Source organism: Paraburkholderia mimosarum LMG 23256 = NBRC 106338 (assembly GCF_000739815.1).
Taxonomy (GTDB): domain Bacteria; phylum Pseudomonadota; class Gammaproteobacteria; order Burkholderiales; family Burkholderiaceae; genus Paraburkholderia; species Paraburkholderia mimosarum.
This window is the reverse complement of record NZ_BBJJ01000006.1, coordinates 184,616-197,157: the sequence shown is the minus strand read 5'-3', so window position 1 is coordinate 197,157 and position 12,542 is coordinate 184,616. Positions and strand designations below refer to the sequence as shown.

At 64.6% G+C, this 12,542-nt stretch carries 14 protein-coding genes; 9 read left to right on the top strand and 5 right to left on the bottom strand.

The features are described from left to right. The first annotated feature begins 512 nt into the window (after positions 1-512). The 3 genes from dksA to hslU all read left to right on the top strand — a co-directional run bounded on the left by dksA (position 513) and on the right by hslU (position 3,212). Positions 513-932 (top strand): RNA polymerase-binding protein DksA, encoded by a 420-nt coding sequence (dksA, locus tag BMI01S_RS07325; RefSeq protein WP_028211892.1) that lies wholly within the window; start codon positions 513-515, stop codon positions 930-932. 365 nt (positions 933-1,297) lie between these two features. Further along, positions 1,298-1,834, top strand: a complete 537-nt coding sequence (hslV, locus tag BMI01S_RS07320) for an ATP-dependent protease subunit HslV (RefSeq protein WP_028211893.1) — start codon at positions 1,298-1,300, stop codon at positions 1,832-1,834. Positions 1,835-1,862: 28 nt separating this feature from the next. Continuing rightward, positions 1,863-3,212, top strand: a complete 1,350-nt coding sequence (gene hslU, locus BMI01S_RS07315; RefSeq protein WP_028211894.1) for an ATP-dependent protease ATPase subunit HslU — start codon at positions 1,863-1,865, stop codon at positions 3,210-3,212. 249 nt (positions 3,213-3,461) lie between these two features. Here hslU and BMI01S_RS07310 read toward each other — a convergent pair whose 3' ends face one another. From BMI01S_RS07310 to BMI01S_RS07290, 5 genes are all read right to left on the bottom strand, one after another. Then, entirely contained in the window at positions 3,462-3,779 is a 318-nt protein-coding gene (locus tag BMI01S_RS07310; RefSeq protein ID WP_028211895.1) for a type II toxin-antitoxin system RelE family toxin, read from the bottom strand. Then, positions 3,779-4,030, bottom strand: a complete 252-nt coding sequence (locus BMI01S_RS07305; RefSeq protein ID WP_028211896.1) for a type II toxin-antitoxin system Phd/YefM family antitoxin — start codon at positions 4,028-4,030, stop codon at positions 3,779-3,781. Before BMI01S_RS07305 ends, BMI01S_RS07310 begins: the two co-directional genes overlap by 1 nt. A 168-nt stretch (positions 4,031-4,198) precedes the next feature. Next, a complete protein-coding gene (locus BMI01S_RS07300) occupies positions 4,199-4,741 on the bottom strand; it encodes a response regulator transcription factor (RefSeq protein ID WP_028211897.1) in 543 nt (180 codons plus the stop codon). An 18-nt stretch (positions 4,742-4,759) separates the two neighbouring features. Continuing rightward, a complete protein-coding gene (locus tag BMI01S_RS07295; protein ID WP_042288735.1) occupies positions 4,760-6,202 on the bottom strand; it encodes an ATP-binding protein in 1,443 nt (480 codons plus the stop codon). Between the two features lie 597 nt (positions 6,203-6,799). Then, positions 6,800-7,036 carry a cysteine-rich CWC family protein gene (locus tag BMI01S_RS07290; RefSeq protein WP_028211898.1) on the bottom strand — a complete coding sequence of 79 codons (237 nt, stop codon included), beginning with the start codon at positions 7,034-7,036 and terminating at the stop codon, positions 6,800-6,802. Between the two features lie 354 nt (positions 7,037-7,390). On the opposite strand from BMI01S_RS07290, the gene argB reads away from it, so the two are divergent. The 6 genes from argB (at position 7,391) to metW (ending at position 12,479) form a co-directional block, all read left to right on the top strand. Continuing rightward, positions 7,391-8,290, top strand: coding sequence for an acetylglutamate kinase (gene argB, locus BMI01S_RS07285; protein ID WP_028211899.1), 900 nt, complete (start codon positions 7,391-7,393; stop codon positions 8,288-8,290). A gap of 53 nt (positions 8,291-8,343) precedes the next feature. Continuing rightward, positions 8,344-9,087, top strand: a complete 744-nt coding sequence (locus BMI01S_RS07280) for a pyrimidine 5'-nucleotidase (RefSeq protein WP_028211900.1) — start codon at positions 8,344-8,346, stop codon at positions 9,085-9,087. A gap of 45 nt (positions 9,088-9,132) precedes the next feature. Beyond that, positions 9,133-9,819 carry a nucleoid occlusion factor SlmA gene (slmA, locus tag BMI01S_RS07275; RefSeq protein ID WP_028211901.1) on the top strand — a complete coding sequence of 229 codons (687 nt, stop codon included), beginning with the start codon at positions 9,133-9,135 and terminating at the stop codon, positions 9,817-9,819. Between the two features lie 51 nt (positions 9,820-9,870). Then, positions 9,871-10,452: an HdeD family acid-resistance protein gene (locus BMI01S_RS07270; protein ID WP_042288731.1), complete on the top strand. Its 582-nt coding sequence runs from the start codon at positions 9,871-9,873 to the stop codon at positions 10,450-10,452. A 276-nt stretch (positions 10,453-10,728) separates the two neighbouring features. Then, positions 10,729-11,874, top strand: a complete 1,146-nt coding sequence (metX, locus tag BMI01S_RS07265) for a homoserine O-succinyltransferase MetX (RefSeq protein ID WP_028211903.1) — start codon at positions 10,729-10,731, stop codon at positions 11,872-11,874. After that, positions 11,871-12,479 carry a methionine biosynthesis protein MetW gene (gene metW / locus BMI01S_RS07260; protein WP_028211904.1) on the top strand — a complete coding sequence of 203 codons (609 nt, stop codon included), beginning with the start codon at positions 11,871-11,873 and terminating at the stop codon, positions 12,477-12,479. Before metX ends, metW begins: the two co-directional genes overlap by 4 nt. Positions 12,480-12,542 lie beyond the last annotated feature (63 nt).

The window sequence follows — 12,542 nt, the reverse complement described above, 5'->3', positions numbered from 1 at the left end:
AAGTCCCGGCGTGCCTCCCAACACGGTCCTCCCCCTTTTACACGCCAAATAACGTACCCGACCATCGCTTTTTCACGATTGGCGCGTTATATTTTCTGGATATCGTCCGGTTCGCAAACCCGTTGAATAAAGGCCGGCCGCCGCAGGGATTTCCCGCTTGCGGTTCGAGTTTGCGGTTCGGTTACAATACGGCCCCACTGGAAGAAGGCGCCCCGGAATGACGAGGGTTCGCTTCACCGGCAGCGCATCGCGTCGCAGCGCGCAGTCGGTACGATATATGCCTCAGGAGCATCTGAAGAACGGTTTCCAGAGGAGTTCGGCCCCGCAGCGGCGCTTCGGCGTCACGACAGTTCATCGTCCGTGCCCGCCAGCGCGCATGACGGCGCGGTGAATGCGCCTGGCAAGGTGGCAAAGGTTGAATGTGGTAAAGGGCCACCGCGGCCACTGCGGGCAACACAAAAGTGCAGGCAAGATGTGCCAGTTTTGCCTCACTCATTGAAGAAGCAAGCCAGATGACGACGACACGACTCTTGACCGAAGCCGAAATCCTGAAGATGAGCGACAAGGATTACATGAACGAGGATCAGCTCGCCTTCTTCAAGAACCGGCTCGAACAGCTGCAGGCGGAAATTCTCCGCAATGCGGGCCAGACAACCGAGAATCTGCGCGAAACCGTGATCGTTCCCGATCCGGCCGACCGCGCGACGATCGAAGAAGAGCATGCGCTCGAACTGCGCACGCGCGATCGCGAGCGCAAGCTGCTCAAGAAGGTGCAGCAGTCGCTCGCGCGCATCGAGTCCGGCGAATACGGCTGGTGCGAAGAAACGGGCGAGCCGATCGGCATCCCGCGTCTGCTCGCACGTCCGACCGCCACGCTCTCGCTCGAAGCGCAGGAGCGCCGCGAGCTGCGCCAGAAGCTGTTCGGCGATTGAGCTTTTTTCCAGCCGCGAGACCGGTTCTCGCGGCGGACGATTTGCCTTCCTTGTCGAAGCGCACGGAGCACCGTGCGCTTTTTTCTTTTGTGCGCCCCTCGCGCATCGTCGGAATTCATGCGGGCCCGAGCGCTGCTTCCCGGCTAGCCCGGTTGCCGTTTTTCTTGATCCCGCGGGCCTTGATATGCCCGGCGTCGCCCTAAAATCGAGTTGATATGCGCTCGCAGCGCGCCGCTGGCGCGCGCAACGCACCGGAATTCCGGGCAGCGGCGCCCCTCACGTCGTGCGCCGCCTCGCCCACCCGAAAGCGGCAGGCAATCCACTTTCGCACCCAACCCCGGCATCAACGGCAAAAAGGAACGCATATGGAGCAATTTCACGGCACGACGATCGTATCCGTGCGGCGCGGCGACAAGGTCGCGCTCGGCGGCGACGGCCAGGTCACCCTCGGCAACATCGTCATGAAGGGTGGCGCGAAGAAGGTCCGGCGCATTTACGGCGGCAAGGTCATGGTCGGCTTCGCCGGCGGCACCGCCGACGCGTTCTCGCTGCTCGACCGCTTCGAAGCCAAGCTCGAAAAGCATCAGGGCAATCTCACGCGCGCGGCCGTCGAACTGGCGAAAGACTGGCGCACCGACCGGATGCTGCGCCGCCTCGAAGCGATGCTGATCGCCGCCGACGCGCAAACCACGCTCGTCATCACCGGCAACGGCGACGTGCTCGATCCCGAAGGCGGCATTTGCGCGATCGGCTCGGGCGGCGCGTATGCGCAGGCCGCGGCCCGTGCGCTCATCGAGAACACCGAGCTTTCGCCGCGCGAGATCGTCGAAAAATCGCTCGAGATCGCGGGCGACATGTGCATCTACACGAATCACAACCGCGTGATCGAAACCATCGAGTAACCCGCCGGACAGACGAGAAGGAATCAGGATGAGCACCATGACCCCCGCCGAGATCGTCTCGGAACTCGACAAGCACATCATCGGCCAGTCAAACGCGAAAAAGGCCGTGGCCGTCGCGCTGCGTAACCGCTGGCGCCGCCAGCAGGTGGCCGAGCCGCTGCGCCAGGAAATCACGCCGAAGAACATCCTCATGATCGGGCCGACGGGCGTCGGCAAGACCGAAATCGCACGGCGTCTCGCCAAGCTCGCAGACGCGCCCTTCATCAAGATCGAAGCAACGAAGTTCACCGAAGTGGGCTACGTGGGCCGCGACGTGGACAGCATCGTGCGCGACCTCATCGAAATTTCCGTGAAGCAGACGCGCGAAACGGAAATGCGCAAAGTGCGCAGCAAGGCCACCGACCAGGCCGAAGACCGCATCCTCGACATCCTGCTGCCGAGCGCGCGTCCGGTAGGCTTCGGTTCGTCCGATGCAGCGAGCCACGGCGAAGGCGACAATGTCACGCGCCAAACCTTCCGCAAGCGCCTGCGCGAAGGCCAGCTCGACGACAAGGAAATCGAGTTCGACGTCGAACTGCCGCAAGTGGGCATGGACATCATGGGGCCGCCGGGCATGGAAGACATGACCGAGCAGATCCGCTCGATGTTCGCCAACCTCGGCGGCGGCAAGAAGACGCGCCGCAAGGTGAAGGTCAAGGAAGCGCTGAAACTCCTGACCGACGAGGAAGCGGGCAAGATGCTCAACGACGAAGAGGTCAAGCAAAAGGCCGTGCAGAACGTCGAGCAGAACGGCATCGTGTTCCTCGACGAAATCGACAAGATCGCCTCGCGCAACACCGAAGGCAGCGGCGGCGGCGAAGTCTCGCGCCAGGGCGTGCAGCGCGACCTGCTCCCGCTCGTGGAAGGCACGACCATCAACACGAAGTTCGGGATGGTCAAGACCGACCACATCCTGTTCATCGCGAGCGGCGCGTTCCATCTTTCGAAGCCGAGCGATCTGATTCCGGAACTGCAAGGCCGTTTCCCGATTCGCGTGGAACTGGACTCGCTCTCCGTGAAGGACTTCGAAGCGATTCTGGTCGCCACCGACGCGAGCCTCGTCAAGCAATACCAGGCGCTGCTCGCCACCGAAGACGTGCAGCTCGATTTCGCCGAAGACGGCATTCGCCGCCTCGCGGAAATCGCCTTCTCCGTGAACGAGAAGACCGAGAACATCGGCGCGCGCCGTCTCTATACGGTGATCGAAAAGTTGCTGGAAGATGTGTCGTTCGCGGCCGGCAATCACGCGGGCAAGAGCGTGACCATCGACGCGGCGTATGTCGATAAGGCGCTCGGCGAAGTGGCGCAGGACGAAGATTTGTCGCGGTATGTGCTGTAACTGCGGGCCCGAATTGCGGCGCAACGCATGGAAAAGGGACCCCGCAGGCAAGCTGATCGCTTGAGCTGTTGAAACCGGCACCTGATTCCACAAATGGCCCCTGTTGGTCAACGACTTACAGGGGCTTTTCCATGACCGGTCTGTTCTCGTTCTCACGAAGCACCGGTGCCTGGAACCCAGGAAGATCGAGTCGACGACCCAGGAAAGCAACCCTGGCTCAATATGCAGCCGGAGTTTATCCACCCCCGGCTACTTTTTGGAAAGGTTTTGACCTTCTTCCCAGGCGGTAGCCGCGGCTTCATAGATGCCGCCGTCGCGGCGGCCGACCGCAAGTACGACGATGTCGGGCGGGCTTTCTCCGTCACGGACCAGGTAGACCAGACGGTAGCCGACGCCGCGCAGCTTGATTGTGTAGCAATCCCTGAGTGGCGCGCGCAGCTCAGCGCCCGGCACCCGTGGCGTCTCCAACCGCTTTTTGAGCGCCGTCTTGAAATGTGCCTTGACCGAACCATCGAGGGCCGCCCATTCCTCAAGCGCCTCGGGGACGAACCGCAGGTCGTGCGTCATCACAGCTCATCGAGGTCGACCTTGACCGAACGGTCCACCGACTTCAGGCGAGACTCCGCCAACGTTGAGAGCTGGCGCTCGTCGTACAGCTCAGCCATCTGGGCCATCAGCTCTGGCGAAACGGTGTAGAAGGCGGGGCGGTTATGGTTTAGCACTGCGACCGGCTGGCCCTGCGCCTCCTCTATCACTTTTCCGGGGTTTTGCTTGAACTCCGAGATGCTGACCGTCAGCAAGCTGTAGATATTTTCCATATCGACTCCCAAATTAGGTCGAAATTTAGACCTATTTTACGTCGATTCTTGCCTATGCCGCTGCAGGACGAAAAACCGCCTCACGGAGGAGGCGGCATTGCGTTCAAAACGAAACCGCCGACTAGCTTTTCACCTGCTTAGTCGACCGGCTTGCCCCGCAGGGCGTGCTTACTGGCGCACCGGGCGCTTCGCGAGCTTGCGCTGCAGCGTGCGGCGGTGCATGTTGAGCGCGCGCGCCGTGGCCGAGATGTTGCCATTGTGCTCGGCCAGCACGCGCTGGATGTGCTCCCACTCAAGGCGCGCGACCGAGAGCGGCGCCGGATGCTCGATGGCTTCCTCGGCCTGCAGTGCGCTCGCATCGCTTTGCAGTGCGGAGAGAATCATCTCGACGTTCGCGGGCTTGGCCAGATAGTTGTCCGCGCCGTCCTTCACCGCCTGCACCGCGGTGGCGATGCTTGCGTAGCCGGTGAGGACGAGCATGCGCGCGTCAGGCTGCAGTTCGCGCAGCGGGGCGATGAGCGACAGGCCCGAATCGTTGCCGAGATGCAGGTCCACGGTGATCTGCGCGAACTTCTCCTGATTGGCGAAGCGGATCGCCTCCTCCGCGTTGTGTGCCTGCTTCACCTCGAAGCCGCGCCGCGTGAGCCCGCGTGCGAGGATGTCGGAGAACACTTCGTCGTCGTCGATGACCAGAAAACTCATATCGCTCATGCCTATTTCTCCGTGTTGTTAGGCGGCGCCGGGCCGGGCCGGCCCCTCGCCTGAACCAATCTCCGAAACCGCGGACGCTGCACCCCCGCGCGTTGCCGCAGAATTCGCCTGACCCGCCTCGCCCGCCTTGACCTGCTTCGCCGGCAAGCGCAGCACCGCGCGGGTGCCGCGCGCCTTGCGGGTGCGCGCGCCCCCGCCGGCCGCGGCGCCTGGCGACGCCTCGTCGTCCGCGCCGCTCACTTCGCCCGATGCGCTGCCGGGCGGCGAGACGTCATTGAGCTCGATCGACCCGCCGAGCCGCGCCGCCGACGAAAACGCCAGATAGAGCCCCACGCCGTGACCGCCTTGCGTGCTGTCCACGGGCGCGGCGCCGAGCGAGGCGCGCAGCGATGCGGGAATGCCGGGCCCCGCATCGCAGACTTCGAAATCAGCGTAACCGGCGCGCGCTGCGTGGAACGCGCGCAACGTCACGAAATCGCGGCTCGCGCGCGCGGCGTTGTCGAGCAGGATAGTGAGAATCTGGCCGACCGCGACGGTGTCGTCGAGGGCGAGGTCGTCCGGTGCGTCGTCCAGGAGTTCGAACTTCACGTGCGGATGGCGCAGGCGCCATTGCTCGACGAACGGCCCGAGCCATTCGCTCACGACTTGGCGGCTGCCCGTGGACGAGGCGCGGCTCCTCAGCCGCGCAAGCGCCGAAGTGCAGAGCGAGATCTGCTTGTCGAGCAGGTCGAGGTCGGCCGTATAGGGCGCGAGACCCTTGTCCGTGCGCGCGATGTCGCGCAGCTCCTCGGTCAGCATGGCGATGGTCGAGAGCGGCGTGCCGATCTCGTGCGCCACGGTGGCCGCCTGCACGCCGAGCGCCACGGCGCGCTCGTCGCGCAGGAGGCGCTGCTGGGCGTCGCCGAGCGCCGTATCGCGCTGACGCAGCGCACGCGACATGCGCGCGACGAACCACACGATCAGGCACACGCTCACCATGAAGTTCACCCACATGCCCGCGCGATAGTAATCGAACAGGTTGGCGGGATTGTCGAGATTGAGCGGCACGCTGTCGAAGCCGAGCAGCACGTAGCAGGCGACGCTGAAGGCCGCGAGCCATCCGGTGAGATACCAGGGCAGCACGGCGGCCGCGATGGCGAGCGAAGGCAGATAGAGCGAGACGAACGGATTGGTCGTGCCGCCCGAAAGAAAGAGCAGTGCGGAAAGCGCACCCAGATCGACCCAAAGCTGGCCGAACAGTTCGAGATTCGACTCCGGGCGATCCTGTGTGACGCGCAGCCAGGTGACGCCATTGAACGCGACTTCCAGCGCGATCACGAACAGCATGGCCGGCAACGGCAATTGCACGCCAATGAAGAGCTGCACGAACGCGATCGTGCAGAGCTGGCCGATGATGGCAAGACTGCGCAGCCAGAACAGATGGCTGAGATTGACACGAGCACTGACGGTTATGCGATGCATGATGTCAGTTTACCGGCTAAAACTTGTCTGATTCATCATCTTGAAAGGTTTGCTTCAACCTGGGTAATCCGCGACCGATGCGCCCGCACACGAATTGCCGCCCGCCGTCTCGTTCGCTCGGGGCTCGCGTTGCCGTTTGCAAACCGCCACGCCAAAGCGGTAGCACCTTACCGCCGAGCGCAGGAAATCGCGCGAACGTTTCCAGATCTGCGCAAGAATCTTGCAAACATTTTGATGTAAATCAAATTTTACGGGAGCGAAAGGGGATGAGCTGCAACGCCGCGCAGCCGTGCGACGAAATCGAGCGCGCGGCGCGCGCCGCATGCCAGTATGCGCTCAACGACGCATGGTTACGCGCGAACCTGTCGACGACCCAGCGTCTGCAAGCAAGGGGCGATTATGTGGGAGGGAGGCAGGCCCGGCCCGGATGAACCTTACCTGGAAGGGGCGAATTGGCCGCAGCCCGTCCCGCCTTCCTGATACCCGAGTGGCGAGGAGGCGAACCGCTCGTCGGCCGCACGCTGCCTGTGTGGGCCGGACAGGGACGCGTCCCGCTTCCGGGCGCCGGTCTCGCGAAAGTCGCGCTCGAGCCGCAACTCAGGGCATCGAAAGCCCGCCCTTGGGCGCGCCGCCCGGCGCAGGGGCCATCGCCGCCACCAGGCATTCGGGGCACAGGCAGCGCCCGCGCGGGTCGAGTTCGTTCGCAGGCAACGCGGGCAGCGACTTGCACCAGCAATCGAACGGTTCGGTGTTCCTGCCGCAGTCGAAGCTGTTGCCGCAGCGCGGGCAGCGGGCGCTTTTCATGCCAGCGGCGGGGACGGCTGAAGCGGTCATGGCGCACTCCTCTCGAACCATGCGTCGGCGACACGAAGATGATGCCACAGCCGGGCCGCGTGGCTGCCGCCTCGCCTTCCCCACCCCGAGTCTGCGACCTCCTCGCTACCCCGTTCCGCCCGCTTCCACTGAGCCGCGCCGCGTTCGCCCCCGGGGTTGCCACGCGCCGCGATTCGTCCGCTGTTCGCCGCGTTTTTCGCGCCGTTTTTCCCCGCCGTTTTGGCTGCTGCACCGCGCCAGTCCTGTACAATCCGGCCTGTTTCGACCGTTTTGCGGCCGCGCTTTTCGTTCGCGGATTTCATCCGCGAGTTGCGTCCGCGAGTTCTATCCGATTCACGTCCTGTCCCCGCCGCCATGTCCGAGCCCCTCGACCTTTCGCAGATCGCACCCACCCTGAAAGCCGAAATCCTGGCCGAAGCGCTGCCTTACATTCGCCAGTACCACGGCAAGACCATCGTCATCAAGTACGGCGGCAACGCCATGACCGAGGAGCGGCTCAAGCAGGGCTTCGCACGCGACGTGATCCTGCTCAAGCTCGTGGGCATCAATCCGGTCATCGTGCACGGCGGCGGCCCGCAGATCGACACGGCGCTCAAGAAGATCGGCAAGCAGGGCACCTTCATCCAGGGCATGCGCGTAACCGATGAAGAAACCATGGAAGTCGTCGAGTGGGTGCTCGGCGGCGAGGTGCAGCAGGACATCGTCACGCTCATCAACCACTTCGGCGGCCATGCGGTTGGCCTGACCGGCAAGGACGGCGGCCTGATCCACGCACGCAAGCTGATGATGCCGGACCGCGACAACCCCGGTCAGTACATCGACATCGGCCAGGTGGGCGAGGTCGAGGCGATCAATCCGGCGGTCGTGAAGGCGCTCCAGGACGACGCATTCATTCCGGTGATCTCGCCGATCGGCTTCGGCGAAGACGGCCTCTCGTACAACATCAACGCCGACCTCGTGGCGGGCAAGCTCGCGGTGGTGCTCAACGCCGAAAAGCTCGTGATGATGACGAACATTCCCGGCGTCATGGACAAGGCGGGCAACCTGCTCACCGACCTTTCGGCACGCGAGATCGACGCGCTGTTCGAAGACGGCACGATCTCGGGCGGCATGCTGCCGAAGATCTCGTCCGCGCTCGACGCCGCCAAGAGCGGCGTGCGCTCGGTGCACATCATCGACGGCCGCATCGAGCACTCGGTGCTGCTCGAAATCCTGACCGAACAGCCGTTCGGCACGATGATCCGCTCGCACTGAGCGCCTTCCCCCCGGCGGCAGCGCCTCGCTGCCGCCGCGCCTCACGCCCCGCAATGACCGACTCCCGCCACACTGCCAGGGGCGCCCGGCGCCTTCCGCGACGCGTCGCCCCTGCGCCGGGCACGCCAGTCTGGCTATTCGATCTCGACAACACGTTGCATTGCGCGTCGCGCGCGATCTTTCCGGCCATCAACGCGGCGATGACGCAGTACATCATCGACGCGCTCGGCGTGAGCCGCGCCGAGGCCGATCACCTGCGCACGAGCTACACGCACCGCTACGGCGCCGCGCTCCTCGGTCTCACGCGCCACCACCGGATCGATCCGCACGACTTCCTCAAGGTCGTGCACACGTTCCCCGACCTGCACGCCATGCTGCATGCCGAGCGCGGCCTCGCCCGCACGCTCGCCGCGCTGCCCGGCCGCAAGATCGTGCTCACCAACGGCCCCGAAGACTATGCGCACGCGGTACTCGCGGCGCTCGGCATCGATCGCGCGTTCGAGCGCGTGATCGCCATCGAGGGCATGCGCGCCCGCGGTCACTGGCGCGCCAAGCCCGATCGCGCGATGCTGCGCCGCACGCTGCGCCAGGCGCGCGTGGCGCTCGCGGATGCGATCCTGATCGAAGACACCCGCAGCCATCTCAAGCGCTACCGGGGCCTTGGCATCGGCACCGTATGGATTACGGGGCATCTGCCGGCGCACCTGCCGGGCACCGGACGGCCCCACTATGTCGATCGTCGCATTCGTTCGCTAAAATCCCTGAAACCAGGCCTGCATTCGGGACGCTCGAAGTAAAACGGGGGAGCGCACACCCAGAGGCCAAAGCCAGGGACGATATCCATGCAGCCGACAGAAACGCGCGAAGCAGTCGAAGCAGCAGAATCGCCGGGCGCGGCCCGCCGCGCCCCCCGCCCGAAACCGGGCGAACGCCGCATACACATTCTCCAGACGCTCGCCACCATGCTCGAGGCGCCGCGCGGCGAGAGGATCACCACCGCAGCGCTGGCCGCGCGCCTTGGCGTTTCCGAGGCGGCGCTGTATCGCCACTTCGCGAGCAAGGCCCAGATGTACGAGGGCCTCATCGACTTCATCGAGCAGACGCTCTTCGGGCTAATCAACCAGATCGTCGAGAAAGAGCCGAGCGGCGTCATGCAGGCGCGCGCCATCGCGCTCATGCTCGTCAACTTTTCCACGCGCAACGCCGGCATGACGCGCGTGTTGACCTGCGAAGCCCTCGTGGGCGAGCACGAGCGGCTCGCCGACCGGGTGAACCAGATGCTCGATCGCGTCGAGGCGTCGCTGCGCCAATGCCTGCGCGTCGATCTGGCACAGGAGGCCGAGCGCAAATCTGTTTCGGGGTCCGACCACGTCAATGCAAAGCCTGCGGCGAGAGGCTACGATCCAACGGTCCGTGCAAATCTGGTCGTCCGCTATGTGATCGGTTGCTGGCATCGCTATGCGCAAAGCGGCTTCACGCGTTCGCCGAGCGAGCACGCCGACGAGCAGATCCGCATCCTTCTTCAATAGCGCGGCCGCGCGGGGTGTTGCCCGGGCGGCGACGATAAGGAGAACCGCCACATGAACCGTCCCGTTCCTCCCGCCGGCCTGCCTCCCATCCTTGCCAGCCTTTCCGCGCATTGGGGCTGGCTCATCGCGCGCGGCATCGCCGCCATCGTGTTCGGCATCCTCGCCGTCATGATGCCCGGCCTCACGGTGCTCACGCTCGCCATCATCTGGGGCGCCTACGCGATCGTCGATGGCGCCTTCGCGCTCATCTACGGCGCGCGCGGCGGCGGCAAGCGGCGCTGGACCCACATCGTCATCGGTCTGATCGGCGTGATCGCCGGGCTCGTGGCGTTTTTCTGGCCCGGCGAGACCGCCATCGTCCTCGTGATGATCATCGGCGTCTGGGCGTTCTTCACGGGCATCTTCGAGATCATTTACGCGATCCAGTACCGGCATGCCATCGCGCATCCGTGGGCCGTGGGGATTTCGGGGCTGCTGTCGGCCACGGTCGGCTTTTTCTTCGCGGTCTTCCCCGGCGCGGGCGCGCTCTCGCTGATCTGGGTGATCGCCGCCTATGCGATCCTCTACGGCATCCTGATGATCGTCGCGGCCTTCCAGCTCAAACGCTGGCGCGACGCCCATCCGCCGAAGTGATAACGCCTTGCGGCCTCGCGCGGCGCGCGGGCGCGTGAAGGAAGGCGGCGCGCCCCTGGCGAGCCGCATTGCTTTGCACTTTTTCCGATATACTCTGCGTTCCTTCTGCAATACCCACGCGCCGATTTGCTGACTCGATTGCGGGCGCGTGAACTCCAGGGCCTGAGCCCGGAGTTCGATATAAATGCGGCTAAAGAGGTCGTCAGCTGCGCCACTCCTTTCGCACTCCGCGCCCGCCGACACCGTTTAGCCGCCCGAAAAACCAAGGCGGAACGAATGGAATCGATCGGCATCGTCGCTCCTCAAACACTGCATTTCGACGAGCCCCTGCAACTGCAGAACGGCACGGCGCTGGCCGGGTACGACCTCGTGGTCGAGACCTATGGCACGCTCAACGCCGCGCGCAGCAATGCGGTGCTCGTCTGTCACGCGCTCAATGCCTCGCACCACGTGGCGGGCGTCTACGAAAGCGACCCGAAGAACGTCGGCTGGTGGGACAACATGGTCGGCCCGGGCAAGCCGCTCGACACCAATCGCTTCTTCGTGATCGGCGTGAACAACCTGGGCTCGTGTTTCGGCTCGACCGGCCCGATGAGCATCGATCCCGCCACCGGCCGGCCCTACGGCGCGAAATTTCCGGTCGTGACCGTCGAGGACTGGGTGGATGCCCAGGCGCGCGTGGCCGATCGCTTCGGCATCGAAAAGTTCGCGGCGGTGATGGGCGGCAGCCTCGGCGGCATGCAGGCGCTCGCCTGGAGCCTGCGCTATCCCGACCGGCTCGGCCATTGCATCGTGATCGCTTCCACGCCCAAGCTCTCGGCGCAGAACATCGCGTTCAACGAGGTCGCGCGCTCCGCGATCCTCTCGGACCCCGACTTCCACGGCGGCGACTACTACGCGCACAACGTGAAGCCGCGCCGCGGCCTGCGCGTGGCGCGCATGATCGGCCACATCACCTATCTCTCCGACGACGACATGGCCGAGAAATTCGGCCGTGCGCTGCGCCGCCCGGAAGGCGCCGTGAACGAGTACAACTTCAGCTTCGACGTGGAGTTCGAGGTGGAGTCGTATCTGCGCTATCAGGGCGACAAGTTCGCCGACTACTTCGACGCGAACACATATTTGCTGATCACGCGCGCACTCGATTATTTCGATCCCGCCAAGGCGTATGACGGCGACCTCACGCACGCGCTCGCGCACACGAAGGCGAAATATCTCGTGGCGAGCTTCGCGACCGACTGGCGTTTCGCGCCCGCGCGCTCGCGCGAACTCGTGAAGGCGCTGCTCGATCACAAGCGCCAGGTGAGCTACGCGGAGATCGACGCGCCGCACGGCCACGACGCATTCCTGCTCGACGACGCGCGCTATCACAACGTGGTGCGCGCCTACTACGAACGTATTGCTGCTGAGGTGGGCGCATGAACCAGAGCGCTTTCGACAGTCTTTCCGCCCGTCCCGACTTTCGCACCATCGCGCGCTGGGTCGAGCCGCGCGCCACGGTGCTCGATCTGGGCTGCGGCGACGGCGCGCTGCTCTCGCTCCTGTGCGAAGAACTGGAGTGCACGGGCTACGGTATCGAGATCAACGACGCGGGCGTGCTCGCCTCGGTGAAGAACGGCATCAACGTGATCCAGCAGAATCTCGAAGACGGCCTGCGCCTCTTCGAGGACGCGAGCTTCGACTTCGCGATCCTGTCGCAAACGCTGCAGACCATCCACCAGACCGCCGCGATCCTGCGCGAGACGGCCCGCGTGGGCAAGGAATGCATCGTCTCGTTCCCGAACTTCGGCTACTGGCCGCACCGGCTTTCGGTGCTGCGCGGACGCATGCCGGTTTCGAAGTCGCTGCCCTACCAGTGGCACAACACGCCGAACGTGCGGGTTCTCACGGTGAAGGATTTCGAGGCGCTCGCGCCCGAGGTCGGCATCGAAATTCTCGACCGCGCCGTGCTCCATGGGGGCCAGACCGTTCGTTGGGGTGTGAACTGGCGTGGTAGTCTTGCGGTCTATCGCGTGAGAAAAAAATGACGCCGTGCGCGGCGTCGCGTGGTTTTCCGCCCGTCCGGTTCCCTTGGGACCGCACACAAGATC

Excerpts from the sequence above, each read along its gene's own strand:
- dksA (WP_028211892.1), top strand. The coding sequence starts at position 513 with ATGACGACGACACGACTCTTGACCGAAGCCGAAATCCTGAAGATGAGC.
- hslV (WP_028211893.1), top strand. The coding sequence starts at position 1,298 with ATGGAGCAATTTCACGGCACGACGATCGTATCCGTGCGGCGCGGCGAC.
- hslU (WP_028211894.1), top strand. The coding sequence starts at position 1,863 with ATGAGCACCATGACCCCCGCCGAGATCGTCTCGGAACTCGACAAGCAC.
- BMI01S_RS07310 (WP_028211895.1), bottom strand. The coding sequence starts at position 3,779 with ATGACGCACGACCTGCGGTTCGTCCCCGAGGCGCTTGAGGAATGGGCG.
- BMI01S_RS07305 (WP_028211896.1), bottom strand. The coding sequence starts at position 4,030 with ATGGAAAATATCTACAGCTTGCTGACGGTCAGCATCTCGGAGTTCAAG.
- BMI01S_RS07300 (WP_028211897.1), bottom strand. The coding sequence starts at position 4,741 with ATGAGCGATATGAGTTTTCTGGTCATCGACGACGACGAAGTGTTCTCC.
- BMI01S_RS07295 (WP_042288735.1), bottom strand. The coding sequence starts at position 6,202 with ATGCATCGCATAACCGTCAGTGCTCGTGTCAATCTCAGCCATCTGTTC.
- BMI01S_RS07290 (WP_028211898.1), bottom strand. The coding sequence starts at position 7,036 with ATGACCGCTTCAGCCGTCCCCGCCGCTGGCATGAAAAGCGCCCGCTGC.
- argB (WP_028211899.1), top strand. The coding sequence starts at position 7,391 with ATGTCCGAGCCCCTCGACCTTTCGCAGATCGCACCCACCCTGAAAGCC.
- BMI01S_RS07280 (WP_028211900.1), top strand. The coding sequence starts at position 8,344 with ATGACCGACTCCCGCCACACTGCCAGGGGCGCCCGGCGCCTTCCGCGA.
- slmA (WP_028211901.1), top strand. The coding sequence starts at position 9,133 with ATGCAGCCGACAGAAACGCGCGAAGCAGTCGAAGCAGCAGAATCGCCG.
- BMI01S_RS07270 (WP_042288731.1), top strand. The coding sequence starts at position 9,871 with ATGAACCGTCCCGTTCCTCCCGCCGGCCTGCCTCCCATCCTTGCCAGC.
- metX (WP_028211903.1), top strand. The coding sequence starts at position 10,729 with ATGGAATCGATCGGCATCGTCGCTCCTCAAACACTGCATTTCGACGAG.
- metW (WP_028211904.1), top strand. The coding sequence starts at position 11,871 with ATGAACCAGAGCGCTTTCGACAGTCTTTCCGCCCGTCCCGACTTTCGC.